This is a genomic window from Streptomyces sp. NPDC017520 (assembly GCF_044329855.1).
Classification (GTDB): Bacteria; Actinomycetota; Actinomycetes; order Streptomycetales; family Streptomycetaceae; genus Streptomyces.
The window spans coordinates 79002-105566 of the sequence record NZ_JBIRKB010000001.1; the positions used below are offsets into that span (position 1 = coordinate 79002).

Sequence of the window (26565 nt, forward strand, 5' to 3'; positions counted from 1 at the left end):
CTCGTTCCGGATGAAGCTCCCCGACCGGTGACCTGTCACCCGAACGGCCCGCTCCCCTGCGAAGCCGGAGGCCGGACCGCAGGGTGGAGTACATGTGGTCCCGCCGAATCGTCCTGGGCGTTCTGGTCGTGCCCCTGGCCCTCCTCGTGTTCGGGGACGGCCCGGCGTCCCGCGCGCCGGGGTCGGAGCTGGCCTCCGGGCCCCGCCCGCCGCGCGGACTGCCGCAGCCGGCCGTCGTCAGCCGCCGGGAATGGCACGCGGACGAGGAGCTGGTCCGGGAGGGGCCCCACTACACGGGCGCGGCGCGGGCGGTGTTCGTCCACCACACCGGCAACCCCAACGACTACGACTGCGCGGACGCGCCCCGCCTGATCCGGGCCGTCCAGGGCGACCACATCCGGCAGGACGGCTGGGACGACATCGGCTACAACTTCCTCGTCGACCGCTGCGGAACCATCTACGAGGGCCGCGCCGGCGGGGTCGGCCGCTCGGTGCTCGGCGCCCACACCAAGGGGTTCAACACCGACACGGTCGGCATCGCGGCGATCGGGAACTTCGGCGCGGGCGCCGAGGTCCCGAAGCCGATGATGGACGCGATCGTGAAGCTGGCCGCCTGGAAACTGCGGCCCGGGGCGGATCCGCTGGGCACGGTCGACCTGGTCTCGACGAACGACGAGAGCCGCTTCGACGAGGGTCAGGTGGCCCGGCTGCACGTCATCTCCGGGCACCGCGACAGCTTCGAGACCCGCTGCCCCGGCGACGCGCTCTACGGGCTGCTGCCCGAGCTGCGGGAGCGCGCGGCGAAGCTGCGCGCCGCCGCCCCCGGGCACTCGGCGTCGGCCCGGCTGCGCCCGTACGTCTGAGCCCGTACGTCTGAGCCCGTACGTCTGAGCCTGTACGTCTGCGCCTGTACGTCTGCGCCTGTACGTCTGCGCCCGTACGTCCGACCTCTGACGGCTCGGCTACCGGGCGACGAACTGGGTCAGTATGGCCTGCACCTCGTAGATGTCGACGCCCTTGGTGAACGTCTTCTGGAGCGGGGTCGCGCTGCCCGAGATCCAGATCTTCAGCTCCGCGTCGAGATCGAACGTCCCGGCCGTCTCCACGGAGAAGTGCGTGATGCTGCGGTACGGGACGGAGTGGTACTCCGTCTTCTTGCCGGTGATGCCCTGCTTGTCGACGAGGATCAGCCGCCGGTCCGTGAACAGGATCGTGTCGCGGATCAGCAGGAACGCGGCGTGCACCTGCTCGCCCTGTCCGAGCAGCCGCGCGTAGTCCTGCTGGGCGGTGGCCGGATTGATCGTGTGGGCGTTGCCGAACAGTGCCATGAGGTCCCCGTTTCTCCGTGTTCTCCGCCGCGTGTTTGTTCTCCGCCGCGTGTCTCCCTGATCGCGTGTTTTTCTGTCGCGTCGTACTGGAGTACGTGTGCGGCGGGGTTCTGGTTCCCGGACGGGACCGGCCGACACCTTCCGCCGACACCTTCCGCCGACGCCTTCCCGCCGACGCCTTCCCGCCGACGCCTTCCGCCTACAGCGGGACGATCGTCGCCTCGGTGGCCTTCACGCTGGTCCAGACGGTGCTCCCGTCGGCGATGCCGAGCTCGGCGGCGGCCCCCGGGGTGATCTCCGCGACCAGGTCCGGGGCCTCGGCGGAGGTGATCAGCAGCCGCAGCCGGCTGCCGCCCGAGGTGATCTCACGGACGGTGCCGGGCCAGACGTTGCGGGGGGAGCCGGTGGGGCGTTCCCGGTGTACGGAGACGGCTTCCGGCGCGATGACCGCGAGGGCGTCCGTGCCCGCCGGGAGGGGTTCGGCGACCACGAGGTGTCCGCCGCCCGCCAGGGCCAGGCCGTCGGCGGTCGCGGTGCCGGGCCAGGCGTTGCGGCCCAGCATCCGGGCCACCCACGGCGAGCGCGGGTGCCGGGTGACCTCGGTGGGCGGCTCGTCCTGGAGGACCCGGCCGTCCTCCAGCACCAGGACCCGGTCGGCCAGCGAGACCGCCTCGACCGGGTCGTGGGTGACGATCAGGCAGACCCCGCCGAAGTCCGCGAGGTGCCGGCGCAGGGTGTGCCGCACCCGGGCCCGGGTGGTCTGGTCGAGGGCGGCGAGCGGTTCGTCCAGGAGCAGGAGGCGGGGGCGGGCCGCCAGTGCGCGGGCCAGGGCGACCCGCTGGGCCTGCCCGCCGGAGAGCTGGGCGGGCCTCCGGTGGGCGAGGTGGCCCACCCCGAGGCGGTCCAGCCAGTCCTGGGCCTCGCGCCGGGCCGCGGAGCGGGGGACGCCGTGGGCGCGGAGCCCGTACGCCGTGTTGGCCAGGGCGCTCAGGTGCGGGAAGAGCGCCCCGTCCTGGGGGACCCAGGCGACGCCCCGGCGGTGCGGGGGGAGTGCGGTGACGTCGCTGTCGCCGAGGCGCAGGGCGGCGTGCGCGCGGGGCGTGAGGCCGAGGAGGGCCCGCAGGAGCGTCGTCTTGCCCGCGCCGTTGGGGCCGACCACCGCGATGGTGGTGGAGCCCGGGGCGTCCAGCGTGAGGTGCGTGAAGCCGGTGACGTCGGCGTGCAGCGGCCAGAGCTCCGGCGCGGTCTTCGCCGGCGGGTCGGCGGCGGGCTCGGGGAGCGGGTCCGGGACGGTGGCCGCCGGTTCGTCCGGGCGGGCCGCCGCCGTCCGGCTCGCGGGGTTCCGGCGGTCGCCCGGGGTGCCGGTCCAGCGGCCCCGGAGCGCGATCAGGACGATCATCGCGATGGCCAGGAGCAGCAGGGACACCGAGGTGGCGGCCTCCGGCGAGTCCTGGAGCAGCAGATAGACCTGGAGCGGCAGGGTCTGCGTGGTGCCGGGGAGGTTCCCCGCGAAGGTGATGGTCGCGCCGAACTCGCCGAGCGCCCGCGCCCAGGTCAGGGCGGCTCCGGCGATCAGCCCGGGGGCGACCATCGGCAGCGTCACGGTGAGGAACACCCGGACCGGCGAGGCCCCCAGCGAGGCCGCGGTCTCCTCGTACCGGGGGCGCAGCCCGCCGAGCGCGCCCTCCAGCGAGATGACCAGGAACGGCATCGCGACGAACGTCGCCGCCAGCACGGCCCCCGAGGTGTGGAAGGGGAGCGTGACGCCGAAGGTGTCCTCCAGCCAGGGGCCGAGCAGCCCGCGCCGCCCGAACGCCAGCAGGAGGGCGACGCCGCCGACCGTGGGCGGCAGGACCATCGGCAGCAGCACCAGCGAGCGGACGAACGCCTTGCCGGGGAACGGCACCCGGGCCAGCAGCCAGGCCAGCGGCACCCCGAGCAGGAGCGAGAGACCGAGGGACCAGAGCGAGACCAGCAGGGAGAGCCGCAGGGCCTCGGTGGTGGCCTCGGCGGTGAGGTGGGCGCCGAGCTCGCCCCAGGAGGTGCGGACCAGGATCCCGGCGAGCGGCAGCATCAGGAACGCCACGGCCAGCAGGGCGGGCACCGTCAGCAGCAGGGGTGCGCGGGCTCCTGCGGTGCGGCGGCGGCCGGGACGTCTCATCGGTGACCTCGTAGGGCTCGGAGTGCGGTGCCCAGCGGGCCCGCCTGTCGGACGGTGCGGGGCTGCCGGGCCCGGGTGCGGTCACGGCTGCTGGAAGCCCGCACCCCGGAGGATCGTCTGCGCGGCGGGCGTGGAGAGCCAGGCGACGAACGCGGCGGCGGCCTCGCTGTGCTGCGACGTCTTCAGCGTGGCGGCCGGGTAGGAGGCGATGGCGTTCTGCCCGTCCGGGATGTCGATCGCGTCGACCTTGTCGGTGGCGGTCGCGGCATCGGTCCTGTAGACGAGCCCGGCGTCGGCCTCGCCGAGCGAGACCTTGGACAGGACCGCGCGGACGTTGGGCTCCTGGGAGACCGGCTTCACCTCGATGTTCTGCGCGTCGAGGATCTGCGCGCCGTAGCGGCCCACCGGCACCTCGGGGGCTGCCAGGACGACCTTCAGCTTCGGGTCGGCGAGGTCCTCCAGGCTCCCGACCTCCGCCGGGTTGCCCTCGCCGGTGGCGATGACGAGCCTGTTCTTGGCGATGATGGTCGGCTTCCCGGTGTCGCCGGAGAGGCCGTCCATCGTCCTCGTGTCGGCGGTGACCAGAGCGTCGGCGGGGGCGCCCTGCTTGACCTGGGCGGACAGTTCCTGGGAGCCGGCGAAGGAGAACGTCACCTTCGTGCCCGGGTTCTCCTTCTCGTACGCCGCCCCCGCCGCCTTGAAGACGTCCGTCAGGGAGGAGGCGGCCAGCACGGTCAGGTCGGCCTTCGGGGCGCCCGTCGCGGCTGCCGAGCCGCTGCCCTCGCCCCTGGCCGATCCGGAGTCGTCACCGCAGGCGGCGAGCGGGATCAGGAGGGCGGTGGTCAGGACGGCGGCGGCCGCGCGGCGGGGGCTGACCACACGACGGTGGCCGATCAGCGGGGACATGAGGGTCGGGCTCCTTGGATTCTCGTCGTCGGCCGGTCTCAGACGCGGTCGATGTGCACGCTGGTCGACTTCACCCGGGCGGTCGCCCGCATGCCGACCTCAAGGCCCAGCTCCTCCACCGCCTCCCGGGTCAGGAGCGAGACGAGCCGGTGCGGACCGGCCTGGATCTCGACCTGGGCCGCGACGTCGCCGAGTTTCACCGCGGTGACGATGCCCGGGAACGCGTTGCGGGCCGAGGTGTACGCGGCCTCGTCCTCGCCGCCCGTGCCCTGGCCGACCTCGATCGAGAAGGCGGCCAGCGCGCGGCCGTCGATCAGACGGCGGCCGGCCTCGTCGCGATGGGTCGCGACCCGGCCGGCGTCCGCCCAGCGGCGTGCGGTGTCGGGGCTGACCCCGAGAAGTCGTGCTGCCTGGCCGATTGTGTAGGACTGCATGTGCGCCACGCTAGGCCATGTGAGCTGGCGTTTGCCATTCTCTGGACGATGTTCCACCGCAGGTGCGGGAGGGCTTGGAGGAACGTACGGCTGTGGGTGCGGGGAGCGCGTACCGGCGAGCCCGGGTGCGCGTCGACCCCGCCGGGTGCGCGTACGGGCCGCGCCGGTTCGCCGGTCGCGGCCCGTACGGGGTGACGGCCCCGGGTCAGGTCACCGGGCTCGTCGTCGGCATCTCGCCCTCGGTGGTGGTCACGTCGACCACGGTGAACCAGGCGCCCTGCGGGTCGCTGAGCGTCGCGAACCGGCCGAACGGGCTGTCCTCCGGCCCGGACCGCAGCACCCCGCCGCGCTCGGTCGCCTTCGACACGGCGGCGTCGCAGTCCGGCACGGCGAAGTAGACGTTCAGGTACGCGGGTGCCTCCGGCGGGAAGTCGTCGCCCATCGCCATCCGGCCCAGGACCGTCTCCCCCTGGACGTCGAACAGGGAGAAGTCCATCGACGCGTCGTCGAACTTCCGCACGGTGTAGGGGAAGACCGAGGGGTAGAACGCGTCCGCCTTCTCGGGGTCCCGGGTGAAGACCTCACCCCAGCAGTACCCGCCGGGCGCGCCCATCTCCGTCTCGAACCCCTCGTGGCTGCCGGCCTGCCAGATGCCGAAGACGGCTCCGCCGGGGTCGCGGGCCAGGGCCATCGTCCCGAAGTCGTCGACCCGCATCGGCTCCATCAGCACCTCGCCGCCGCCGGCGCGGACCTTCTCCGCGGTGGCCGCCGCGTCCGGCGACGCGAGGTACAGGCACCACGCCGAGTGGCCCTCCGCGCCCGGCATCGGCGGGACGACGGCTGCCGCGGCCTTTCCGTCCGCGTACGCCTGCGTGTAGTCGCCGAACTCCGACGCACTCTCGCCGAACGTCCAGCCGAGTACGTCACCGTAGAAGCTCTTGGCGCCCTCGACGTCGGCGAACATGGCGTCCGCCCAGCATGGAGTGCCCTCGGGTTGTACAGCCATGGTGCCGGTCCTTCCCTGGAGTCCCTGTCGTCGGCCCCACCCGTACGGGCCCCTGCCCGCACCGGCAACGCTAGTCAGCCGGGGGCCGGTCCGCGCGTCGGACGATCCGCACACCATCTATGCACTAGTGCATAGATGGTGTGCGCTAGTGCGAAGGTGCGGGAGGGTAGGATCGGTCCATGTCCGCACTTCCTCCTCGGCCCGTGACGCTGACCGGGCAGCACGTCGAACTGGTCCCGCTGACCTTCGGCCACCTCGACGACCTCTTCGCGGCGGGCGGTGGGGACGAGGAGGTGTGGCGCTGGCAGGGCGGCCCTGCGCCCCGGACCCGCGAGGAGCTGCGCGAGCGCATGGCGGGGGTGCTGGGCGACGCGGGGTACGTGCCGTTCGCCGTCGTCCACCGTCCGAGCGGGCGGGCCGTCGGCTGGACCACGTATCTGGACGTGGCGGTGGCGGACGAGCGCCTGGAGATCGGCTGGACCTGGTACGGCCGGGCGCACTGGCGCTCGGCCGTGAACACCGAGACGAAGCTCCTGCTGCTGACGCACGCCTTCGAGGAGCTGGGCATGGGGCGCGTCCAGCTGAAGACCGACCACCGCAACGAGCGCTCGCAGGCGGCCATCGCCCGGCTCGGGGCGCGGCGCGAAGGGGTGCTCCGGAGGCACCGGCGGCGGCCGGACGGGAGCTGGCGGGACAGCGTCTACTTCTCACTGCTGGCCGACGAGTGGCCGGCGGCGAAGGCGCGTCTCACCGAGCGTCTGTCCGTGGGCTGAGGAGGCCGGTGCTCCCGGTCAGGAGGAGCCGGTCCGGTGCCGGGCGGGCCGCTCCTGCGCGGCGTACTCCGCGCAGGAGGGGTTCTCGCAGGGACCCGCGCGCCAGACGGGGACGAAGATCCCGAGGGACTTGTGCCGGTGGATCTCGGAAGGGACGGGCTGCTTGCAGGCCGGGCACATGAAAGCGGCCCGCTGTCGGGTGTCACGCTCTTTGCTTGCCATTTACTCACGATAGGCGGCGCGGGGGATTTTGGGAAGTCTTTCCCTTTGCGTTGCCGGGGAATGGGGAATGGGGTTGCTTTCCGTGACCCTACTTGTCCGTATCGGCGTCGGAGGCGTCGGAGGCGTCGGACGTTTCCGTGCCGCCCGGATTCTCGGGCGAACGGCGCATGCTCAGAGTCACCGAAACGGCCAGAATGACGACGATCACCGCGAGGCTCACCGGCGACGGGATCTCCGGGATCGAGGTGCTGATCATCTTGTGGGACGCCTGGAGGATGAGCTTGACGGCGATGAAGGCGAGGATGACCGCCAGCCCGTGGCTCAGGTAGTGGAACCGGTCCAGCAGCCCCGCCAGCAGGAAGTACAGGGCCCGCAGCCCCAGGATCGCGAAGGCGTTGCTGGTGTAGACGATGAAGAGGTCGTCGCTGACCGCGAGCACCGCGGGCACGCTGTCGACCGCGAAGATCAGGTCGGCCGCCTCGATCGCGGCGACCACCGCGAGCAGCGGAGTGGCGACCCGCCGCCCCTCCTCGCGGACGACGAAGTGCGTCCCGGAATAGTGGTCCTGGACCGGCATCACTTTCCGCAGCAGCCGCACCGCGAAGCTTTTACCGGGGTCGAAATTCTCCTCCTGACCGCTGAGGATTTTATAGCTGCTGTAGAAAAGGATCGCGGCGAAGAGGAACAGGACGAAGGTGAAGCGGTTGACCACCGCGACGCCGAGGGTCAGGAACACCGCGCGGAACACCAGTGCGCCGATGACGCCGAAGAAGAGCACCCGGTGCTGATACTCCCGGGGAACCTTGAAATACGCGAAGATCAGCGCGAAGACGAAGAGGTTGTCGACCGAGAGGCTCTTCTCCAGCAGCCAGGCGGTCGTGTACTCCGTTCCGGCGGTCGTTCCGAGGGTCAGGAAGACGACCGCGCCGAAGAGCAGCGCGAGGCTCACCCACAGCGCGCTCCACAGCCCGGCCTCCTTGAAGCCGATGACATGCGCCTTGCGGTGTGCCAGGAGGTCGACTGCCAGCGAGACGACGACGGTCACGGCGAACACGATCCAGAGCCACACCGGTACGTCCACGCCGGAGACCTCCCACTCGGGTTTTTACGAGTGTGCCCCGTCCGCCCTGCCGCCGCCCGTCGGAGGGCGCCGGGTGGCCGCGGCGACCGAGGCCATCAGCTCCGCGTCGAGGAACGAGGGGTCGGCCAGCCGGGTGGCGGCGGCGTAGGAGTTCAGCAGCGCCTTGGTGACCCGCAGCGCGGCCTCCGGGCGGCGGACCACCGGCTTCGCCCAGGCGGCGACCGCGGCGTCCAGCTCCGCCTCCGGCACCACCCGCTGGAGCACCGACAGCTGGTAGGCCTCGGCCGCGTCGAAGGCCCGGCCGGTGAGGATCAGCTCGCGGACCCGGGCCGCGCCCACCTCGTGGATCAGCCGGGGCAGCAGCCCGCCCCAGGCGGTCGGCAGCCCGAGCGCCAGCTCCGGCAGCCGGAAGGCGGCGGTGTCCGCGCCGACCCGCAGATCGCAGGCGAGGGCCAGCGCGAACCCCGCGCCGACCGCCTTGCCCTGCACCCGGGCGATGGTCACCGCCCGGCCGCCGGAGATCGCCTCGCAGACCCGGCGGGCCTTCTCCCCGGCGACCCGGATGCCCCGGCCCGCGGGGTCCTCCTCCAGCCACTCGGCGAACTCGGTGCGGTCCCCGCCCAGGCAGAAGTCGTCCCCCGCGCCGCTGAGCACCAGCACCCGCACCTCGGGGTCCGGGGCGGCGACGACGTCCAGCAGCTCGTCGAGCATCGCCTCGGTCACCGCGTTGCCGGTGTCCGGCGCGTGCAGCTCCACGTACAGGACGGGTCCCTCGCGCCGGGTGCGTACCGTCGGCGAGCGGTCCTCGGAGCGGCCGGCCGGGGTGAGGAATTCGGGGAGCGAGAGCTTCACAGGGCCACGCCCAGGGAGGTGATCCGTCTGAAGACCATCCGGGGGGCGTATACCGGCCGCGAGACGGTGTGCAGGGTGGGGAAACGATCCAGCATCCGCGCCAGCAGCGTCCGCGCCTCCAGCTTGGCCAGCGCCGCGCCCAGGCAGTAGTGCACCCCGCCGCCGAACGTGAGGTGGCTGCCGCCGCGCAGGATGTCGAAGGCGCCCGGATCCGGGTTCCGCCGCGGATCGTGGTTGGCCGCGCCGTACAGGACGTGGATCATGCTGTCCTTCTTGATCGGGACCCCGGCCAGGACGGTGTCCTCGGCGGCGATCCGGGTGTTGATGTGGATGGGCGGGTCGTGGCGCAGCACCTCGTCGACGGCCGCGTCGATGTGCTCCGGGTACTTCCGCAGCCACGCCCACCGGCCGGGCTCGGTCAGCAGGGAGGTCATCGAGGTCAGCAGCGTCGCGGTGGTCTCCAGCGAGGCGATGGTGACGAACATGGTGAGCCGGTAGAGGATCTCGTCCGCCCGCTCCCGGTCCGGCTCCATCGCGTCCCAGGTGTGGATCCAGCCGGTCAGCACGTCGTGGCGGGGCTCCGCCCGGCGGCGGGCCACCAGACCCGTGAAGTAGGCCCGCAGCCGCATGGTCGCCTCCTCGGAGACGGCGAGCTGCGACTTGGTGGGGAGCAGTTCCTGGGCGAACACCTGGTTGTGGGTGATCTCCAGGATGTCCGGGTAGTCCTCGGGCGGTATCCCCAGCCAGGCGCCGACGGTCATGACCGGCAGCTGCTCGCTGACGGTGGAGACGAAGTCCGCCTCACCCCAGCGGAGCTTCTCCGCCAGCTCGTCCAGCAGCCGGTCGGCGTCGCGCTCGACGTCGGGGGTGAGGCGTTCGATGGTGGAACGGTCGAAGAGGTTGCCCAGGGAGCGGCGCTGGCAGGTGTGCTCGGGGGCGTTGAGCCGGGCGAGCGTGGTGGTCATCTCCCGGGTCGCTATCGCGTCCCACTGCTTGGAGTCGTCCTGCCGCTGCTGCCAGGCGAGATCCGGGGCGAGCCAGTTGCGGCCCCGGAGCACCTGGCTACAGGTGTCGAAGCCGGTGACGAAATACCCGTTCCACGGAGCGCGGACGACGTCACCCATCGCCCGGAGCTCCGCGAGTATTCCGTACGGCTCGGCCTGTCCTTCCGGGGAATTGAGTCTGCGGAGCAGACCGATGACCGCGCGCCGCCCGTCGGGCGTCCTGGTTGTACCGCCAGTGATGCTCACGCAGAGTTCCTCGACCTAGGCCCGTGGTTACCGCACTGAACCTACCCCTCCGCATATCGGCGCCAAGCATCGTTCTTTGTTGCCCCCGTCACATGCAATCGTCACTAAATGCCCGTTGTCATACGCGAATTGTCAGCCTGTGGGTCATACGCGGAACACGTCGAGGAACGAACTCCACCAGCCCTTCTGCTTCTTCGCCTGCTCCTGGGCGTGACGGGGCGTCACCGGCGTGCCGGAGGGCGCGTTCCGGAACGGGTCGGGCAGCTGGGCCGAGGTCGGGGCCGGGGGCTGCGCCCCGGTTCCCGCGCGCCGCGCGGCTGTCGGGGTGAACCGTACGGGCAGCGCGACCAGGGCCCGGTGGAACGGGCCGGGCCGCCAGGCCACACCCGAGGCGGGCACGGCCAGTGCGAGGTCCGGGACGGTGTTGAGGATCTTCTCGATCGCGGTCAGCGCGATCAGCGTCGCGGGGGACTTGGCCGGGCACACGTGCGGGCCCGCGCCCCAGGCCAGGTGGGCGCCCTTGCTCAGGGTCTGGCGGGCGTCGGTGAGCCCCGGGTCGCTGTTCGCGGCGGCGAAGCTGATCAGTACGGGGGTCTCCGCCTTGAGCACGACCCCGTCCAGCTCGATGTCCCGCACCGGGTAGTGCGTCGCGTAGTTGGCGATCGGCGGGTTGTTCCACAGGACGTCGTCCAGCGCGTCCTCGACGAGCAGCCCCGAACCGCGCCGCTCGGGCGTGCCCGGCTGATCGCCCGCGAGCATCAGCAGCAGGGCGTTGCCGATCAGATTGCGCTCCGGCTCCACGCCCGCGCCCATCAGCATCACCAGCTGGTCCTTCAACTCCTCGTCCCGCAGCCCCGCCGGGTGCTGGATCAGCCAGGAGGTGATGTCCTCGCCGGGCTGGCGGCGCTTGATCGCGACCAGCTCCATCAGGCACTCGGTCAGCTCGGTGTTGGCGCGGAGCACGTCCTCGCCGTCGAAGATGGCGGACATCGAGCGGGTCAGCCGGTCGCCGATGTCGCCGGGGCAGCCGAAGAGCTGGTTGAACAGCAGCAGCGGCAGGAGCTTGGCGTACTCGTTGAGCAGATCGGCGGTGCCGCGCTCGATGAACTGGTCGATCAGGTAGTCGGCGATCCGCTCGACGTCCCGGCTCAGCCTGGAGCTGTTGAGCCGGGACAGCGACTCGGTGACCGCCTTGCGCAGCCGCAGGTGCTCCGCGCCGTCGGTGAAGAGGCAGTTGGGCCGGTACACCATCATCGGCAGGACGGGGCTGTCCATGGGGACGGCGCCCTCGCGCAGCGCGGCCCAGCGCCGCGAGTCCCGGGCGAACAGCGCCGGGTTCTGAAGCACCCGCAGCGCCGCCTCGTGCTGCACGATCAGCGTGGCCTCCACCCCGGGGGCCAGCTCGATGGGCGCGGCGGGGCCGTGTGCCCGGGACGCGTCGTAGAAGCGGTGCGGATCGGCGGCGAACTCCGGTCCGTACAGCGACGTCTGCTGCTGGTGCATGGGGCACCCGGCGGGCGCGCTGTACGGGGTGGCTCCCGGCTGCGGGTCCATGTCGGCTTCCTCGGTGTGATCGCGGGGCCCGGTCGGCCCCGGCTCGGGATACGTGTGGGGGTGGGTCAGGCCGCGTGCGCGAGCAGGTGGCGGACGAGGGTGATCAGGGCCTGCGCGGAGGAGTTCTGGTCCCGGGCGTCGCAGAAGACGACCGGGGTGTCCGGCAGCAGGTCGAGCGCCTCGCGCAGTTCGTTCTCGGCGTGCCGCGAGTACGGGTCGAAGCTGTTGACGGCGACCGCGTACTCCAGCCCGTACGTCTCGACCAGGTCGATGACGGGGAACGTGTCGGCGAGCCGGGCCGGGTCGACCAGGAGCAGCGCGCCCAGCGAGCCGCGCGCCATGTCCTCCCACAGCTCCACGAACCGCTGCTGGCCCGGCGTGCCGAACAGGTACAGCACCAGCTCGTCGCTGAGCGTCAGCCGCCCGAAGTCCAGGGCGACCGTCGTCGTCTTCTTGTCGGGGGCGCCGCGCAGATCGTCGACCTGGGCCGCGGCCTGGGTCATCCGCTCCTCGGTGCGCAGCGGAGTGATCTCGGACAGTGTGCCGATCAGCGTCGTCTTGCCCACGGCGAAGTGCCCGACGACGAGGATCTTCGCCGCGCGCTGCACCGCGTCCGGCACGTAGATGCTCTCAGCCGAACCGGACTTGGAGTCCATGCAACACCTCTTCGAGGATCTTCCTGTCAACGAGCTGGGCAGGCGGCGGCGCCTTCCGGCGCAGCAGATGTCCCTGCTGGTTTAAATCCTGGAGCAGGAGACGGGCCACCCCGACCGGCAGGCCGAGGTGGCCGGCGACCTCGGCCACCGACAGATAGCCGCCGGAGCACAGCTCCCAGATCGCCCTGACCTCGGGGCTCGGGTTCGGCGGCGGCTGGCGGTCGGGCGCGAGGGTGACCAGGGTGACCAGGGAGAGGTCGTCCGCGTCGGGCAGCCCCCGTCCGCCGGTGATGACGTAGGACCGGACGAACCCGCTGCTGACCTGCTGCTCCTCGCCCGGCGCCGTCATATTTCGCTGCTCGCGTTCTGGCGGGGCGGCGTGGTCATCGCCTTCCCCAGTGCGGTGACCTGCTGCTGCATCCGGAAGGACATCGCCTCCATGTCCACGTCGGCGGCGGCGGTGGCGGCCAGGTACGCGCCGGTGCCGGCGGCGATCAGGAAGATCCAGCCGTCCTCGTACTCCAGGAGCGTCTGCCGCCAGCGGCCCGGCTCACGGGTTCCGATGAAGGGAGCGACGGCCCGGCTGAGGGACTGCATGGAGCTCATCGCCGCGGCGACGGTCTCCGCGTCGTCCCGGCCGATCTCGCTGGAGTTGGCGAGCAGGAGGCCGTCGGCGGACACCAGGATCGCGTGCCGGGCGCCGGGTACCTGGAGCAGGTCGTTGAGCACCCAGGACAGATCGGGGTTCACTGGAACTCGGGTCCTTCCGTCGTCGTCGTGTCGCGTCCGGACCGGGTGCCGCGCTGGAACGCGCCGAGTCGGGAGGCGGTCTCCTCGTTGCTGCGCACGGGCTCCGGTTCCGCTGACGGCACCGCGGAGACCGGGCTCTTACGACGACGCTTCGGCAGCCCCCCGGCGGTGGTGGTGATCTGGGCCAGCGGCTGGGTGGCGGTGTCGGGCTGCTGCGGGGCGGGCGGGAAGAGCGGGGTGGGTGCCGGAGCCGGGGCCTGCCACTGGTCGGCCTGGAGCACCCGCTGCTCCTGCGGCGCGTGGGGAGGGGCCGCCGCTTCGGGTGCTTCGACGGGCGCCGCGGCCGGCGGCGCCTCGGTGGTGAGCAGTTCGTCGGGGATGAGGACCACCGCGCGTACGCCTCCATAGGGGGAAACGGAGTCCACCGAGACCCGGAAGCCGTAGCGGGCGGCGAGCATCCCGGAGACGGCGAAACCGAACTGCGGCGGGATGCCCAGGCTGGAGACGCTGATCGCGGCCTGGGGGGAGAGGAGGGCCGCCGCGCGGTCCTTCTCCTCCTGGCCCATGCCGAGGCCGGCGTCGTCGACGATGAGGCAGACGCCCGTCGGCACGGCCTGGATGTTGATCTCGACCGGGGTGCCGGGGGCGGAGTAGTTCGTGGCGTTGGCGAGCAGCTCGGCGAGGACCACGGCGACCGGTTCGACGGCCCGGCTGACGACGGAGAAGTTCACCTGGCCGTTGACGCGGACCCGGTCGAAGTGCCGGATACGGCCCTGGGCGCTGCGGGCCACGTCGAAGACGGAGGCCACGGTCTCGCGCCGGCCGAGCCAGCCGCCGCAGAGCACGGCGATGCCCTGGGCGCGCCGGCCGAACTGGCTGTTGGCGTGATCCATGGCCATCAGGTCGGCGAGGATCCCGGGGTCGTCGCCGTACTTGCGCTGGGCCTTCTCGATCACGACCTGCTGTTCGTCCGCGAGACCCTGGAGGGTGCGGACGGCGGCCTTGAGGACGGCCTTGGTCTCCTCCTCGGCGTCCTTGCGGACCTCGGCCAGCTCGGTGGACTGACGCTGAAGCAGACCGTTGTGGACGACGTGGAGTTCGTCGCGTTGGTGCAGGAGCGCGTCGCGCTCCTGGCGCAGCTCCGCATGGTGTCTGCGGAGCTTGACGTTGGTCGCGCGAGCCCGCAGAACGGCACCCACGGCGACCAGTGCTACGACAACCAGCGCCCAGATGACGGGGCCCTGTGGAAATGTCATGAGACTCACTTCAAGTGCCATGGCGGAAACGGCTTGACACCCCGTCATGCGGCACGCAGCCAGGGCTCTTTCGCCACGACCGTGCGCCGCTTCGGGAGGTGCCCCTCCGAAGGTGGGGCCGAGGAGTCCATCCCTCCCGGAATGCCCCCATACGCCATCAGCCCACTGGAAGTAAGATGATCTTATCACCGGCCGCGCGGTGAAATGTCAAGGCCGCCACGCCAGTTGCCAGTCGACTCACAACGTTCACATTGCGGAGACGCGGAGGACGGCGATCGGTCGCCGTTGCTGGGGGCCTCGCGGGCCCCGCTGCCGGCCCCGGCCACAGGTGTCCCGGTCGCGGTGAGGGCCCCTGTCCGGCCTCGCTCGATGAGGTGGTGTCGTACCTCTGCGGCCGTCCCTCGTGGCCGATCGGGCGCCATTGGTACGTTGAGACGGTCGCTCCACGGGGGGGCGTCGCCGACGGGGAGGCGTTTGATGGCGTGGGATGAGTGGGAGCAGCTGAAGAGCGATGCGGCGATGCGGCTCAACCGTGTGCCGGACGAGGGTGGCGGCGCCGAGCCAGGAGGCGATCTCAACGTCAACCAGAAGGATCTGGCGGCCGTGGGTGACAGCGCCTTCAAGCTCTTCGAGCGACTGGGCAAGGAGGGGCGTGACGCATGGTCCGCCAGTCAGGGCGCGGCCAGGGACCTGACCACGCAGGGGTTCGCGCTCGGCGGCGGGCTCGACCACGTACAGGAGCGGTGGGAGAAGCAGCTCACCTCGCTGCTCGACGCCTGCGCGCACATCTCCAACCACATGGACTTCACCAAGAAGGCCCACGCGGGGGACGAGTACTACATCTACTCCACTGTCAGCAGCATCTCCACTCTGGACGAGGGCTTCACCGAGAGGACCCAGCGCTGATGGATCTCGAAGCCCTGCGCGATGGGAACTTCTCCCGACTCAATGAGGCCATCACCGCCTGGAAGGGTGTGGTGGACAAGCTCAAGGTGCTGGAGGGCGACGCCCGCGACGACCTGAAGGCAAAGGCGGACAAGGCGAGCTGGGCCGGTGTGAACGCCACCGTGTCCCGTGAGTTCATCACGAAGACGGCGGGCGAGTTCGCCGACGCCCACACGCAGGCGACGACGATCCACCACGTGCTCAAGGACACCCGCGACGAGCTCGTGGAGTACAAGAGCGAGTTGGACCAGGTGCTGGAGCGGGGCCGGAAGAAGAACATCACGGTGGTGCCCACCGGCAACGGCGGCTTCACCGTCACGATGCTCATCCACCCCGACCGGGCGGCCAGGGGCACCGAGGTCGCGGATCATTCGCAGCAGGACGTGGACCACCTGAGGGACGACGTACAGCGGATCCTGAGCAGAGCGACCGAGAGCGACACGAGTGCCGCAAAGGTGCTGAAGGCCATCGCCGACCAGGCCGAACTGGGATTCTCCGGGGCGCAGTACAAGGACCGCGACTCTGCGGCCGACGCGCTGAAGAAGGCGGAAGAGGCGGCGAAGGTCATCAAGGAGAAGGGTGACGAGATGTCGCCCGCGGAGTTCCAGAAGCTCAACGCGACCCTCGGGGCGTACAAGAACGACCCCTTGTTCCAGGAGAAGTTCGCAACCACGCTCGGCGCGAAGGGGACGCTGGACTTCTGGGCCGACCTCACCGACGTCTCGACCACGAACGACCTGGCCCGCACCCAGTTGAACCAGCTCGGTGACTTCCAGAAGAACCTCGGCCTCACACTCGCCGGCGCCACCCAGTCGGACAGCCCCGCGATGCGCGCGTGGGAGAACGACATGGTGAAGTCCGCGGGCGAGCGCTACCAGACCCGCGGTTCGCAGGTGTGGGGGTACCAGCTGATGGGCAACCTGATGCGGGTCGGGGACTACGACGACCAGTTCCTGAACAAGTACGGCAACTCGCTGGTCGAGACCGAGAAGAAGATGAAGGTCCCGGGCAACTACTGGTCCGGCGCGACCGGTGGGCCGAACATGCCCAAGATGAACTTCATGGGTGACGAGGAGTTCGGCCGCGATCCGATGACCGGGTTCATGACGGCGCTCTCCAACAGCCCCGACGCGTCGACCGCGTTCTTCAACGCCAAGGAACCTCAGGACAATGCGGAGTGGGTGCTCAAGGAACGCGCATCCTTTGACGACACGCCGCTGGACGATGGTCCCAATCCGGCGCTGGAGGCGACCGGCAAGGCCATGTTCGCGGCGGTCTCGGGCGTCAGCGACCCTGACGCCGACAATGTGAGGTTCGGGGAGCACACCCCGGAGCAGACCGAAGCGATGAAGCGCTCGCTGCAGTTCCTCGCACAGACCGAGAACGACTTCCCGGCCGAGATGCGTGACGACATGGCCAGGGCCATGGGCAATCACGGAGAGGCCGTGCACAAGTCGATGAGCGACCCCTTGGGGTCCAAGGGTCTCGATTCCGGTCAGCTCATGGAAGTGAGCAAGCAGATCTCCCGCAACAAGGACACGTACGGACTGCTCACGGAGCAGATGAACATCGCCATCCTCGGTGACATCCACACGGAGGCGGCCAAGACCGACCCTACGGAGAACAACCCCGAGGACAGCCTGGACAAGGCCGGCCGCACCGTTGGGTTCCTGGAGGAGGCCAGGTACCAGGCGACCAACGACAAGAAGGACGGCGACCTCACCGACGCCTCGTGGCAGAAGGCGTGGACCTACCACCTCGTGGGCGGTGTCCTCACCCCGCTCGGCGGCGGGACGCTGGGCGACCCACTGCAGCGAGGAGTCGACCTGATCACCACGGCCTGGCTCCAGGACAAGTCCAACGAGATCAACGCCACCGCCACGGGTGAGCATCAGGACACCTATGAGAAGCGGAGCGGGCAGCTACGAGCCATTGCCGATGAGTGGTACAAGGTGAACGAGGACTGGGCCAAGGATCCGAGCCATGAGGGGTACTCGAAAGAACACGGCGTCTACAGCTCCATCGGAGCGTCCGCCAACGACGGGAACGACAAGGCCGAAGGGGTCGTGGGGGACCAGTGATGAGGGAATCTCTCCGGCTGCGCACCGCAGTGGCGTTTGTCGGGCTGGCGCTGTTCGTATCAGGGTGCGGATCGTCGCGTGAGTACGCGATACCGAAAGAGGCGTGTGGAGTCCCGATGGGGGAAAAGGAGCTGACGCCTCTTCTGCCTCATGGTGAGAAGCTCGACGTGGTCGGCGACTCCGTCGTGAAAAAAGTCGGAAGTTACTGCAGCATCAACGTGGATAATTACCGGGCGGTCTCTTTCTCGGTCGAGCAGGTTGACAAGTTCTACGATCCGATGGGCGAGCTGGACTCCTTCCGGTTCACGAACCGGAAGAAGATGGCGCCCCTGCCGTTCGACGGCTCCGGTGCGATGGGCGACCGGAACGTCATGATCAGCACCCCGTGCGGCCTGCCGCAGGCCGATCACCTGGTGGTGTTCCTCATCGCGGGTGAAAAGGCCACGAAGGACGTGAACGAGCGGCGGAGCGACATGGAGGCCTTCATGCTCGACTTCGTTCCCCGGGTCAAGAAGACCATGGCCTGTCCGGCGGCCTGACGTGATGTCCTGATCGGCCGGTCCGGGTCGCGGCAGGTCAGGCCCGCGACCCCGTGGAGGCGCGGACCTCCAGTGACCACGCGTGGCGGCGGACCGTGTCGGGGGCCGCGCGGTCCGCGAGGATGTCGCAGAGCAGCTCGGCGCAGGCGCGCCCGTACGCGGCGGGGCGCAGGTCGACCGCGGTGACGGGCGGTTCCGCTCCCCGGGCCGCGGGGCCGTCCACGCAGGAGGCGACGAGGACGGCGACGCCTGTGCGCAGGTCCGCCTCCCCGGCCCTGCCGACCTCCCGGCTGAGCGCCGCCGCCGCGCGCAGGACGCCCGGGGCGGAGCCGTCCGGGGCGCAGATCACGGCGTCCACGGCGGGGTCGGCGGCGAGCAGGGCCCGGGTGGCGGCCTCGGTCTCGGCCGGGGTGGCCGCGAACGGCACGGTGCGCAGGGTCACCTCCACCCCGTGGGACCGCCCCCAGGCGTCGGCGGTCGCGCGCAGGGCGGTCGCCCAGGCGGAGGAGCCGGACGGGGCCAGGAGCGCGGGGCGGCGGGAGCCGCGCTCGGTGACATGGTCGAGGAGGGCGGTCAGGGAGGCGGCGTTGTCGCAGACCACGGCACCGCTGGGGCCGGCGGCCGGGCCGAGGTAGCGCTCGCCGGTCACCACCGGGACGCCCGCGTCGAGCAGCCCCGGCACCGCGCTGTCGCCGGCCTCCGGGTCGATCACCAGCAGGCCGTCGACCCGCGAGGCGATCCGCCCGCCCGCCGCCCCCGAGGGGGCGAGCAGCACCATGTCGAGCCCGTCCTCCTGGGCGCGCTCGACCGCCCCGAAGGCGAGGTTCATGTAGTAGTCCAGCCGGGTCGCCGTCGCGGGCAGATGCAGTCCGACGGCTCCGGTGCTGGCGCGGCGCAGCCGCCGGGCGGCGCTGTTGGGGCGGTAGCCGAGGTCGTCCGCGACCGCGCGGACCCGGTCCCGGGTGGCTTCCGCGACCCGCCCCGAGCCCTGGAGCGCGTCGGAGACGGTGCTCTTGGAGACCCCGGCGGCGCGGGCGACATCGAGCAGGGTCACGGTCCGGGAGGTCACGGGGGTGAAGTCTAGACGTTCGCGGACGGGCGGGGCAGAGGGTTGCCGGAACGTTCCGGCAGAGTTAGGTTCTGGAGTGCCGGAACGTTCCGGCATCGCTGTTCGCGGCCCCCTGCCGCCCGTCGCCCTCCCTCCCCAGGAATCCGCCATGCGTCTGATCACCGCGTACGACCCGCCCGCTTCCCCGACCCGGACCCGCCCCGCCGAGCGCGCACCCCTGCGCGTCGCGGCGGTCCAGCAGCGCTGGCACCGGGACCCCGCCGAGCACCGGGCCGCCCTGCTGGACGGCATCCGGATCGCCGCGGCCGAGGGCGCCCGCGTGGTCTGCCTCCAGGAGCTGACGCTGTCGCCGTACTTCGCCGTCGCGCGCCGGGCCGACCACCCCGAGCCCGCCGGCCCGGAGGAGCTGCTGACCGGCCCCACCTTCACCTTCGCGGCCGAGGCCGCCCGCGAGCACGGCGTGTACGTGCACGCCTCGCTGTACGAGAAGGCCCCGGCGCCCGGTGGCGAGGACGACGGCCTCGGCTACAACACCGCGATCCTCGTCGCCCCCGACGGCACCCTCGCCCAGCGCACCCGTAAGACCCACATCCCGGTCACCGAGGGGTATTACGAGGACGACTGGTTCCGTCCCGGCCCGGCGGGCGACGACGCCTTCCCGCTGGTCACGGTCGACGAGGCCCGTTTCGGCCTGCCGACCTGCTGGGACCAGTGGTTCCCGGAGCTGGCGCGCGCCTACTCGCTCGCCGGGGCCGACGTCCTCGTCTACCCGACCGCCATCGGCTCCGAGCCCGGCTTCCCCGGCTTCGACTCCCAGCCGCTCTGGCAGAAGGTGATCACCGGGAACGCCATCGCCAACGCCACCTTCATGATCGTGCCGAACCGCATCGGCGCGGAGAACGGCCTCACCTTCTACGGCAGCTCCTTCGTCGTGGACCCGTACGGCCGCGTCCTGGCCCAGGCCCCGCGCGACGAGGCCGCCGTGCTGGTCGCCGATCTCGATCTCGACGCCCGCCGCGACTGGCTGGAGCTGTTCCCGTTCCTGACCACCCGCCGGCCGGACGCGTACGGCCCGCTCACGGAGACGCACCGCCGCAGGGGGTGACCGGCCTCCCCGACGGCAGCCGTGCGCACCGGCGGCGGGCGGGGGCACCGCTGCCACCCGCCGAGCGCGCCGACGTCGACCGCGTCGCCGCCGGGGCCCGGGCCACGCTGGGAGCCGACGCGTTCACGGAGGCGTACGGGAGGGGGGCGCGGATGGACCCGGAGGAGGCGGTGCACCAGGCCGGCGGAGTCCTCCCGGGACGCTGACCGATACGTAACCGAAACGGACCCGCAAGGTCCCCGAAGCAGCGCTCTGACCGGCCGGAAGTACGGCTCGCGGACGCTGGGGGCGTACCCGATCCCCGGTGTACGTGACGTTGGGAGACCCGTGCCGTGCTGAGCACCCGGAGAGGCGGCCTGGACCCACGCGAGGAGATGGGCGCCGGTGGGCCGGTGAACCCCCACCCCCACGAGGCCGTGCGCGGTGGCGAGGCCGTTGGGAGTGGCGAGGGCCTCGACACGGTCCGGGGCCCCGGCTCCTGCGAGGCCGCCGGCAGTGGCGAGGGCCTAGGCACCTCCAAGTGCTCCGGCGCCCACGAGGGCTCCGTACCCGCCCCGGCGTCAGCCGCGCGCGTACCCCCGGGCGCCTCTGTGCCCCCGGGCACCCACGTGCCCCCGGGCGCCTCCGTGCCCCCGGGCACCCACGTGCCCCCGGCCGCCTCCGTACCCCCAGGCACCCGGGCGGCGGCCGAGGCAAGCGGTTCCCGCCGGCCGGGCCGGCTGCTCGCCGCCGTCGCCGTGCTGTGGGCCGTGCCGATGGCGCTGCACGCGTGGGTCCCGAACGCGGGGGTCAACGCGGGCAGTCTCTTCCAGACGCTGCTGCCCTGGACCGGTCTCGGCGTGCCCCTCCTCCTCGTCCTCGCCGCCGTACGCCGGTCCCGGGCCGCCGCCGTGGCGGTGCTCGCGCCCGCCGTCGTCTGGGGCACGCTCTTCGGCGGCGCGCTCACCGACAAGCGCTCGGGCGGCGGCGGCCTGACGGTGGTCAGCCACAACGTGAACGAGGGGAACACCGACCCGGCCGGCACCGCGCGCGCACTCGTCGGGGCGGGCGCGGACGTCCTGGCGCTCGAAGAGCTGTCCGACGCGTCGGTGACGGTCTACTCCCGCGAACTGGCCGCCGCTTACCCGCACCACGCGGTGATCGGCGGGGTCGGCATCTGGAGCAGGTACCCGCTGGCGGACGTGAAGGCGGTGCCGATCATGCCGTGGACCCGCGCGCTGCGTGCCACGGCCCGGACCCCGGACGGGCCCGTCGCCGTGTACGCGGCCCACCTGGCATCGGTACGGGTCTCGGCGGCCGGCTTCACGACCGGCCGGCGCAACGAGGCGGCCCGCGAGCTGGCCGCCGCGCTCCGGGCGGAGCCCGCGCCCCGGGTCGTGGTGCTGGGCGACTTCAACGGGACGTATCTGGACGGTGCCCTGGCCCCGGTGACCTCGCAGCTGCGTTCCGCGCAACGGGAGGCGGGCGACGGCCTCGGGTTCACCTGGCCCGCCGCGTTCCCGGTGGTCCGCATCGACGACGTGCTGGTGCGGGGGATGACCCCGCGCGCCGCGTGGACCCTGCCCGCCACCGGCAGCGACCACCTTCCGGTGGCGGCCACACTGGGCCGGTGACCTCCGCGCGACGGCCCGCGCGACGGCCCGCGCGACGGGCCCGGGTGGCGGCCCGCGCGACGGCCCGGGTGACGGCCCGCGCGACGGCCCGGGTGACGGCCGGGTGGCGGCCCGGATGCCCCGGACCGAAGCCCTTCCCCGACTACGATGCGAGCGACCGATGACCTCGAACGCCCAGGTAGGCAGCGTGTCCGAAGCCCGGCGGCCGCCCCCGGCCCCCGTCAGCGTGCTCGTGGTCGAGGACGACGCCACCATCCGCCGCGCCGTCCAACTGGCCCTGGAACGCTACGGCTACCGGGTCGACGTGGCCGCCGACGGGCTCAGCGGCCTGGAGGCCTTCCGGGCCGGCGCGTACAACCTGCTGATCCTCGATGTGATGCTGCCCGAGCTGGACGGCATCGGCCTGTGCCACCGGATCCGTGAGGAGAGCCCCGTCCCGGTCCTGATGATGTCCGCGCGCGGTGACGCCCTCGACGTGGTCGCCGGCCTGGAGGCGGGGGCCGACGACTACGTGATCAAGCCCGTCGACACCGCCGTCATGGTCGCCCGGATCCGCGCTCTGCTGCGCCGCGCCACCTTCCGCCCGGAGACGGAGGGCCCCGCGGCCGGGCAGCCCGGCCGGGCCGACCACATCCTGGTCTTCGGCGACCTCAGCGTGGACACCCTCGGCATGGAGGTGCGCCGGGCCGGCGAGACCCTGTCGCTGACGCCGACCGAGCTCCGCCTGCTGCTGGAGTTCGCCGCCGCGCCCGGCTCGGTGCTCGACCGCCGCCGGCTGCTGCGCGATGTGTGGGACTACGGCTGGGAGGGCGACACCCGGGTCGTCGACCTGTGCGTACTGCGGCTGCGCAAGAAGATCGGCAGCGGGCGGATCGAGACCGTCCGCGGTTTCGGCTACAAGCTCGTCCGCGGCTGAGGGGCCGGCGGACGCCGTGGACTTCCTCAACCCCCGCGCCCTGCGCTGGAAGATCGCCGCCCTCGCCGCCGCCGCGTGCTGCGCGGTCGCGGCCGTCGTCGGCTTCCTGGTGCACGACGCGACCCGGGAGCGCGGGCTGCGCGTCGGTCAGGACCGGACCCTCACCCGGCTGATCGCGGCCGAGCGGGAGTACGACCGCACGGGGAGGGCCCCGGCCGACATCGACGTACGGACCAGGGCCGAGCTGCCCGAGCCGCTGGCGCGCGACCTCGCCGAGCGCAATCCCGCCACCGACGGCGGGTACGCCATCTGGTACGACGTCGATCCGCCCGACTGGTACTGGATGTGGGGCGCCGTGGCCGTCGGCGACGATCGGATCCTCGTCGTCCGGGACGACATGAGCATCGAGGTCCGCAGCCTCCAGCTGCTGGACCGCAGCATCGTGAAATCCGTTCTCGCCGCCCTCGTCTTCGTCGTCCCGCTCGCCGCCCTCGTCACCGAGCCGATCAACCGGCGGCTGCGCCACGGAGCCCGTACCGCCCGCCGTATCGCCGACGGCGACCTGGACGCCCGCATCGGCCCCGGCGGACGGGCCCGCGACGAGATCACCGAGATGTCGGCGGCCGTCGACGACATGGCCGGCGCCCTCCAGCGCAAGCTGGAGACCGAGCGCCGCTTCACCGCCGACGTCGCGCACGAACTGCGCACCCCGCTCATGGGCCTGGTCACCGCCGCCGGGCTGCTGCCCGACGACGAGGAGGCGACCGGTCTCGTACGGGACCGGCTGCGGGCGCTCAACGCGCTGGTCGAGGACCTGCTGGAGATCTCCCGCCTCGACGCGGGCGCCGAGCGGGCCCGCCTCGACCCGGTGCCGCTGGGCGAGCTGGTCGCCGACGTGGTGCGGCGTACGGGCACGGACACCCGGGTCGACGTCGGGGCCGCCGAGGTGGTGGAGACGGATCCGCGCCGGGTCGAGCGGATCGTGGTCAACCTCGTCACCAACGCCCACCGGCACGGCTCGGCCCCCGTCGCGGTGACCGTGACCGGGGCGCGGATCGCCGTACGCGACCACGGACCCGGTTTCCCGCCCGACCTGCTGGAGCGGGGACCGCAGCGATTCCGCACCGGCGCGAGCGAACGCGGCCGGGGGCACGGTCTCGGACTGACGGTCGCCCAGGGCCAGTCCGAGGTGCTCGGAGCCCGGCTGACCTTCGCGAACGCCCCGGGCGGCGGAGCGCTCGCGACGCTCGACCTGGCCCCGCGTCAGGCCTGATAGGCCTGATGGGCCTGATGGGCCTGATAGGCCCGATGGGCGTGATACGGAACCGATACGCACTCTCGCGGGGGCGGAAACGGAGCCGTACGGGTGCGGAAGAACGACTCCTCGAAGGTGACGGACGTACGGGAAACCGCACCGGTCACCAGGAGGAGCCCATGCCCGACACCCCCGCCGTTCCCGGCAGCCCCGCCGTTCCCGGCACCCCCGCCGTTCCCGCCCCCGCTCCCGACCCCGTCCCGGCCGCCGGGAGCGGCTTCCGCGGCGGCCTCCGCGTCCGCTTCCGCTCCCGCTTGCGACTCCGCCGCTCGGTCCTCGTACCGCTGACCGCCGCCGTGGTGCTCGTGGCCGGTACCGGCGGGTGGTACGCGGCCGGCGGCGGCAGGTCCACGGTCGGGCCGGCCCCCGCCGATGGTCCGGGGGAGAGGGTGGCGCCGCTCGCCAGGTCGCTGCACCTGCCCTGGCCGCGCGAGGGCCAGGCGAGCGTGGCGGTCGAAGGGATCGGCAGCCTCGGTACCCGGGGCGAGCAGGAGCCGGTCCCGATCGCCAGCGTCACCAAGGTCATGACGGCCTACGTGATCCTGAAGGGCCACCCGATGCGGGCGGACGCCCCCGGGGAGACCGTGGTCGCCGACCGGCAGGCGGCCGACGAGTCGTACTCCTCCGTCGAGACGACCGCCCCTGTGCTCGCCGGCCGGGAGTACACCCAACGACGGCTGCTGGAGCTGATGATGGTGCCGTCGGGCAACAACGTGGCCCGTCTGCTCGCCCGTTGGGACGCGGGCGGCGAGAAGGAGTTCGTCGCGAAGATGAACCGGGCCGCCGCCGGACTCGGCATGCACGCCACCACGTACACCGGGGTGAGCGGCATGGAGACGACCACGAGGAGCACGGCGGACGACCAACTGCGGTTGGCCCGCGCCGCCATGAAGGATCCGGCCTTCCGGCGGATCGTGGCGACCGCCTCCGTCACGGCCCCGGGAGCCGGGGTGACCTTCCGCAACACCAACAAACTGCTCGGGCGTGACGGGGTCATCGGCCTCAAGACCGGTTCCTCCACTCCGGCGGGCGGCAACCTCGTCTGGGCCACCACGCAGGAGGTCGCCGGAGTCCCCCGCCTGGTCCTCGGGGTCGTCCTGCATCAGCGCGCCGGCACCACCCCCGCCGAGGGGAGCGCCGCGGCCCACGAGGTCAGCCACGCCCTGATCACCGCCATCCGCGCGGACCTCCCGGCGGCGGCGAAGAGGGCATAGCGGCGAACAGGGCAGAGCGGCGAACGAACAGGGCATAGCGGCGAACAGGGCAGAGGCGCCGGGGCGAGGCCTCGCGGGTCAGCGCAGCGTCTTCAGCATCTCCGCCGTGAACGGGGTGATGTCCGAGGCGCGTCCGTGCAGGGTCTTCGCCGCCCACTCGGGATCGGCGATCAGTGCCCTGCCGACGGCGACCATGTCGAACTCGTCGCGCTCCATCCGGTCCAGCAGCTGCTCGATGCCGGTGACCTTGGAGTCGTCGCCCTGAAACGCGCTGAAGAAGTCGTCGTCCAGGCCGACCGAGCCGACGGTGAGGGTCGGCCTGCCGCTGATCTTCTTCACCCATCCGGCCAGGTTCAGGTCGCTGCCCTCGAACTCCGGCAGCCAGTAGCGGCGGGTGGACGCGTGGAAGACGTCGACACCGGCCTCGGCCAGCGGCGTGAGCAGGGCGTCCAGCTCCTCCGGTGTCGCGGCGAGTTCGGCGTCGTAGGCGTCCGCCTTCCACTGCGACATCCGGAAGAAGAGAGGGAAGGCGTCGGAGACGGCGGCGCGGCAGGCCGCCACGATCTCGGCCGCGAAACGGGTCCGGGAGACCAGGTCGCCACCGTAGGCGTCGGTACGCCGGTTGCTTCCGGACCACAGAAACTGGTCGATCAAGTAGCCGTGGGCGCCGTGCAGTTCGACGCCGTCGAAGCCGAGGCGCTCGGCGGCCGCCGCCGCGTCGGCGAAGGCCGCGATGACGTCGTCGAGGTCCTGCTGCGTCATGGCACGCCCCTTGGGCTCGCCGCTCAGGGACAGGCCCGAGGGGCCGACCGGCTCGGCGTCCGGTACGGGCCCGGCGCCTTCGGTGCGGGTGACGCCCACGTGCCACAGCTGGGGAATGATCGCGCCGCCCTCGCGGTGCACGGAGGCCGCCACCTCTCCCCAGCCCGCGAGCGCCGCCTCGCCGTGGAAGCGCGGGACCCGGTCGCTGGTGCCTGCGGATGCGTGGTCGACGTAGGTGCCCTCGGTGATGATCAGCCCGACGTCGCCGGCGGCCCGCCGGGTGTAATAGTCCACCACGTCCTGCCCCGGCACGCCGTCCGGGGAGAACTGCCGGGTCATGGGCGCCATGGCGATCCGGTTCCGGCTGGTGAGCCCGCGGACGGTGAACGGGCGGGAGAGGGTGTCCGCCGCGCGGGCCGCAGTGCCTGTCCCGCCGGGCGTCACGCCGGGCGTCGCGCCGGCGGTTCCGTCGGGCGCGACGTTGGTCGGAGGGTGTGCCGTCACGTCTGTCACGTCGGTTTCCTGTCGATAGCCGGGGGTGTCCACCCGGCGCCAACACGCTCCCGCCGCGTGGGCATCCCGGCACCGGCCCTGATCCGGGTAAAGCTCGGGCAAAGAACGGAGTCTGCCTCCGGTGGTCGTCCGGTGGTCGTGCGGTGGTCGGCGCGTCGCCGCGACGCGGGTCACAGTCCCGCGGGGCGGCGACGCGGCGCAGCGACGCGGGACTGTGACCTGAACCACAGCCGAACGCCGATGACATCACCGCCCACCCCCGGT

General features: G+C 72.0%; 26 protein-coding genes and 1 pseudogene. 11 read left to right on the forward strand and 16 right to left on the reverse strand.

What is annotated here, in order from left to right; all coding sequences use genetic code 11:
- The first annotated feature begins 92 nt into the window (after nucleotides 1-92).
- Nucleotides 93-863: a peptidoglycan recognition protein gene (locus tag ACH4KB_RS00355; RefSeq protein WP_398062154.1), complete on the forward strand. Its 771-nt coding sequence runs from the start codon at nucleotides 93-95 to the stop codon at nucleotides 861-863.
- A gap of 99 nt (nucleotides 864-962) precedes the next feature.
- On the opposite strand, the gene ACH4KB_RS00360 is transcribed toward ACH4KB_RS00355, so the two are convergent.
- The 5 genes from ACH4KB_RS00360 to ACH4KB_RS00380 all read right to left on the reverse strand — a co-directional run bounded on the left by ACH4KB_RS00360 (nucleotide 963) and on the right by ACH4KB_RS00380 (nucleotide 5835).
- A complete protein-coding gene (locus ACH4KB_RS00360; RefSeq protein ID WP_007447979.1) occupies nucleotides 963-1328 on the reverse strand; it encodes a PH domain-containing protein in 366 nt (121 codons plus the stop codon).
- Nucleotides 1329-1527: 199 nt separating this feature from the next.
- A complete protein-coding gene (locus ACH4KB_RS00365) occupies nucleotides 1528-3489 on the reverse strand; it encodes an ABC transporter permease (protein WP_398062156.1) in 1962 nt (653 codons plus the stop codon).
- Nucleotides 3490-3570: 81 nt separating this feature from the next.
- On the reverse strand, nucleotides 3571-4395 hold the full coding sequence (gene modA / locus ACH4KB_RS00370) for a molybdate ABC transporter substrate-binding protein (protein WP_398062158.1): 825 nt from the start codon (nucleotides 4393-4395) through the stop codon (nucleotides 3571-3573).
- 38 nt (nucleotides 4396-4433) lie between these two features.
- Nucleotides 4434-4829, reverse strand: a complete 396-nt coding sequence (locus ACH4KB_RS00375; RefSeq protein WP_398062160.1) for a molybdopterin-binding protein — start codon at nucleotides 4827-4829, stop codon at nucleotides 4434-4436.
- A gap of 205 nt (nucleotides 4830-5034) precedes the next feature.
- A complete protein-coding gene (locus tag ACH4KB_RS00380; protein ID WP_398062161.1) occupies nucleotides 5035-5835 on the reverse strand; it encodes a VOC family protein in 801 nt (266 codons plus the stop codon).
- A gap of 179 nt (nucleotides 5836-6014) precedes the next feature.
- On the opposite strand from ACH4KB_RS00380, the gene ACH4KB_RS00385 reads away from it, so the two are divergent.
- Nucleotides 6015-6608, forward strand: coding sequence for a GNAT family N-acetyltransferase (locus ACH4KB_RS00385; protein ID WP_398062163.1), 594 nt, complete (start codon nucleotides 6015-6017; stop codon nucleotides 6606-6608).
- Nucleotides 6609-6626: 18 nt separating this feature from the next.
- Here the strand turns inward: ACH4KB_RS00385 and ACH4KB_RS00390 are convergent, their stop codons facing one another.
- From ACH4KB_RS00390 to ACH4KB_RS00430, 9 genes are all read right to left on the reverse strand, one after another.
- On the reverse strand, nucleotides 6627-6830 hold the full coding sequence (locus tag ACH4KB_RS00390) for a hypothetical protein (RefSeq protein ID WP_398062165.1): 204 nt from the start codon (nucleotides 6828-6830) through the stop codon (nucleotides 6627-6629).
- An 88-nt stretch (nucleotides 6831-6918) separates the two neighbouring features.
- Nucleotides 6919-7911, reverse strand: coding sequence for a TerC family protein (locus ACH4KB_RS00395; protein WP_398062167.1), 993 nt, complete (start codon nucleotides 7909-7911; stop codon nucleotides 6919-6921).
- Between the two features lie 24 nt (nucleotides 7912-7935).
- On the reverse strand, nucleotides 7936-8763 hold the full coding sequence (locus ACH4KB_RS00400) for an enoyl-CoA hydratase/isomerase family protein (protein ID WP_398062168.1): 828 nt from the start codon (nucleotides 8761-8763) through the stop codon (nucleotides 7936-7938).
- Nucleotides 8760-9887 (reverse strand): cytochrome P450, encoded by a 1128-nt coding sequence (locus tag ACH4KB_RS00405; RefSeq protein ID WP_398063302.1) that lies wholly within the window; start codon nucleotides 9885-9887, stop codon nucleotides 8760-8762. Before ACH4KB_RS00405 ends, ACH4KB_RS00400 begins: the two co-directional genes overlap by 4 nt.
- 270 nt (nucleotides 9888-10157) lie before the next feature.
- The gene (locus tag ACH4KB_RS00410; RefSeq protein WP_398062169.1) at nucleotides 10158-11567 is read right to left on the reverse strand and encodes a cytochrome P450; all 1410 of its coding nucleotides are present in this window, start codon (nucleotides 11565-11567) and stop codon (nucleotides 10158-10160) included.
- 65 nt (nucleotides 11568-11632) lie between these two features.
- Complete coding sequence (locus ACH4KB_RS00415) at nucleotides 11633-12223, reverse strand: GTP-binding protein (protein ID WP_398062170.1); 591 nt, start codon at nucleotides 12221-12223, stop codon at nucleotides 11633-11635.
- On the reverse strand, nucleotides 12198-12572 hold the full coding sequence (locus ACH4KB_RS00420) for a DUF742 domain-containing protein (RefSeq protein ID WP_398062171.1): 375 nt from the start codon (nucleotides 12570-12572) through the stop codon (nucleotides 12198-12200). The genes ACH4KB_RS00415 and ACH4KB_RS00420 overlap by 26 nt, the downstream gene beginning before the upstream one ends.
- Nucleotides 12569-12973, reverse strand: a complete 405-nt coding sequence (locus ACH4KB_RS00425; protein WP_007452160.1) for a roadblock/LC7 domain-containing protein — start codon at nucleotides 12971-12973, stop codon at nucleotides 12569-12571. Before ACH4KB_RS00425 ends, ACH4KB_RS00420 begins: the two co-directional genes overlap by 4 nt.
- A complete protein-coding gene (locus ACH4KB_RS00430; protein ID WP_398062173.1) occupies nucleotides 12970-14229 on the reverse strand; it encodes an ATP-binding protein in 1260 nt (419 codons plus the stop codon). The genes ACH4KB_RS00425 and ACH4KB_RS00430 overlap by 4 nt, the downstream gene beginning before the upstream one ends.
- Before the next feature lie 477 nt (nucleotides 14230-14706).
- Between ACH4KB_RS00430 and ACH4KB_RS00435 the strand changes: the two genes are divergently transcribed.
- The 3 genes from ACH4KB_RS00435 to ACH4KB_RS00445 are packed head-to-tail and all read left to right on the forward strand — an operon-like array spanning nucleotide 14707 to nucleotide 17794.
- Nucleotides 14707-15135, forward strand: a complete 429-nt coding sequence (locus ACH4KB_RS00435) for a hypothetical protein (protein ID WP_398062175.1) — start codon at nucleotides 14707-14709, stop codon at nucleotides 15133-15135.
- Nucleotides 15135-17255: a hypothetical protein gene (locus ACH4KB_RS00440; protein WP_398062176.1), complete on the forward strand. Its 2121-nt coding sequence runs from the start codon at nucleotides 15135-15137 to the stop codon at nucleotides 17253-17255. Before ACH4KB_RS00435 ends, ACH4KB_RS00440 begins: the two co-directional genes overlap by 1 nt.
- Nucleotides 17255-17794, forward strand: coding sequence for a hypothetical protein (locus tag ACH4KB_RS00445; RefSeq protein ID WP_398062178.1), 540 nt, complete (start codon nucleotides 17255-17257; stop codon nucleotides 17792-17794). Before ACH4KB_RS00440 ends, ACH4KB_RS00445 begins: the two co-directional genes overlap by 1 nt.
- Before the next feature lie 37 nt (nucleotides 17795-17831).
- Here ACH4KB_RS00445 and ACH4KB_RS00450 read toward each other — a convergent pair whose 3' ends face one another.
- Entirely contained in the window at nucleotides 17832-18863 is a 1032-nt protein-coding gene (locus ACH4KB_RS00450; protein WP_398062180.1) for a LacI family DNA-binding transcriptional regulator, read from the reverse strand.
- Nucleotides 18864-19011: 148 nt separating this feature from the next.
- Between ACH4KB_RS00450 and ACH4KB_RS00455 the strand changes: the two genes are divergently transcribed.
- The 6 genes and pseudogenes from ACH4KB_RS00455 (at nucleotide 19012) to ACH4KB_RS00480 (ending at nucleotide 25026) form a co-directional block, all read left to right on the forward strand.
- On the forward strand, nucleotides 19012-19968 hold the full coding sequence (locus tag ACH4KB_RS00455; RefSeq protein WP_398062182.1) for a carbon-nitrogen hydrolase: 957 nt from the start codon (nucleotides 19012-19014) through the stop codon (nucleotides 19966-19968).
- A 23-nt stretch (nucleotides 19969-19991) separates the two neighbouring features.
- Nucleotides 19992-20174 (forward strand): annotated as a pseudogene (locus ACH4KB_RS00460) (hypothetical protein); the annotation flags it as partial.
- A gap of 513 nt (nucleotides 20175-20687) precedes the next feature.
- Nucleotides 20688-21581: an endonuclease/exonuclease/phosphatase family protein gene (locus tag ACH4KB_RS00465; protein ID WP_398063304.1), complete on the forward strand. Its 894-nt coding sequence runs from the start codon at nucleotides 20688-20690 to the stop codon at nucleotides 21579-21581.
- A 160-nt stretch (nucleotides 21582-21741) separates the two neighbouring features.
- Nucleotides 21742-22497, forward strand: coding sequence for a two-component system response regulator CseB (cseB, locus tag ACH4KB_RS00470; RefSeq protein WP_398062184.1), 756 nt, complete (start codon nucleotides 21742-21744; stop codon nucleotides 22495-22497).
- 16 nt (nucleotides 22498-22513) lie between these two features.
- Nucleotides 22514-23770 carry an ATP-binding protein gene (locus ACH4KB_RS00475; protein ID WP_398062186.1) on the forward strand — a complete coding sequence of 419 codons (1257 nt, stop codon included), beginning with the start codon at nucleotides 22514-22516 and terminating at the stop codon, nucleotides 23768-23770.
- Between the two features lie 161 nt (nucleotides 23771-23931).
- Entirely contained in the window at nucleotides 23932-25026 is a 1095-nt protein-coding gene (locus ACH4KB_RS00480; RefSeq protein WP_398062188.1) for a D-alanyl-D-alanine carboxypeptidase family protein, read from the forward strand.
- A 78-nt stretch (nucleotides 25027-25104) separates the two neighbouring features.
- Here ACH4KB_RS00480 and ACH4KB_RS00485 read toward each other — a convergent pair whose 3' ends face one another.
- Nucleotides 25105-26232 (reverse strand): NADH:flavin oxidoreductase, encoded by a 1128-nt coding sequence (locus tag ACH4KB_RS00485; RefSeq protein ID WP_398063306.1) that lies wholly within the window; start codon nucleotides 26230-26232, stop codon nucleotides 25105-25107.
- Between the last annotated feature and the right edge of the window lie 333 nt (nucleotides 26233-26565).

Bases quoted from the DNA above. Each gene is read 5' to 3' on its own strand.
- ACH4KB_RS00445 (WP_398062178.1), top strand. From the start codon at position 17,255: ATGAGGGAATCTCTCCGGCTGCGCACCGCAGTGGCGTTTGTCGGGCTG.
- ACH4KB_RS00430 (WP_398062173.1), bottom strand. From the start codon at position 14,229: ATGACATTTCCACAGGGCCCCGTCATCTGGGCGCTGGTTGTCGTAGCA.
- ACH4KB_RS00440 (WP_398062176.1), top strand. From the start codon at position 15,135: ATGGATCTCGAAGCCCTGCGCGATGGGAACTTCTCCCGACTCAATGAG.
- ACH4KB_RS00410 (WP_398062169.1), bottom strand. From the start codon at position 11,567: ATGGACCCGCAGCCGGGAGCCACCCCGTACAGCGCGCCCGCCGGGTGC.
- ACH4KB_RS00360 (WP_007447979.1), bottom strand. From the start codon at position 1,328: ATGGCACTGTTCGGCAACGCCCACACGATCAATCCGGCCACCGCCCAG.
- ACH4KB_RS00480 (WP_398062188.1), top strand. From the start codon at position 23,932: ATGCCCGACACCCCCGCCGTTCCCGGCAGCCCCGCCGTTCCCGGCACC.
- ACH4KB_RS00390 (WP_398062165.1), bottom strand. From the start codon at position 6,830: ATGGCAAGCAAAGAGCGTGACACCCGACAGCGGGCCGCTTTCATGTGC.
- ACH4KB_RS00455 (WP_398062182.1), top strand. From the start codon at position 19,012: ATGCGTCTGATCACCGCGTACGACCCGCCCGCTTCCCCGACCCGGACC.
- ACH4KB_RS00355 (WP_398062154.1), top strand. From the start codon at position 93: ATGTGGTCCCGCCGAATCGTCCTGGGCGTTCTGGTCGTGCCCCTGGCC.
- ACH4KB_RS00435 (WP_398062175.1), top strand. From the start codon at position 14,707: ATGGCGTGGGATGAGTGGGAGCAGCTGAAGAGCGATGCGGCGATGCGG.
- ACH4KB_RS00405 (WP_398063302.1), bottom strand. From the start codon at position 9,887: ATGGGTGACGTCGTCCGCGCTCCGTGGAACGGGTATTTCGTCACCGGC.
- ACH4KB_RS00375 (WP_398062160.1), bottom strand. From the start codon at position 4,829: ATGCAGTCCTACACAATCGGCCAGGCAGCACGACTTCTCGGGGTCAGC.
- cseB (WP_398062184.1), top strand. From the start codon at position 21,742: ATGACCTCGAACGCCCAGGTAGGCAGCGTGTCCGAAGCCCGGCGGCCG.
- ACH4KB_RS00380 (WP_398062161.1), bottom strand. From the start codon at position 5,835: ATGGCTGTACAACCCGAGGGCACTCCATGCTGGGCGGACGCCATGTTC.
- ACH4KB_RS00365 (WP_398062156.1), bottom strand. From the start codon at position 3,489: ATGAGACGTCCCGGCCGCCGCCGCACCGCAGGAGCCCGCGCACCCCTG.
- ACH4KB_RS00415 (WP_398062170.1), bottom strand. From the start codon at position 12,223: ATGGACTCCAAGTCCGGTTCGGCTGAGAGCATCTACGTGCCGGACGCG.
- ACH4KB_RS00385 (WP_398062163.1), top strand. From the start codon at position 6,015: ATGTCCGCACTTCCTCCTCGGCCCGTGACGCTGACCGGGCAGCACGTC.
- modA (WP_398062158.1), bottom strand. From the start codon at position 4,395: ATGTCCCCGCTGATCGGCCACCGTCGTGTGGTCAGCCCCCGCCGCGCG.
- ACH4KB_RS00420 (WP_398062171.1), bottom strand. From the start codon at position 12,572: ATGACGGCGCCGGGCGAGGAGCAGCAGGTCAGCAGCGGGTTCGTCCGG.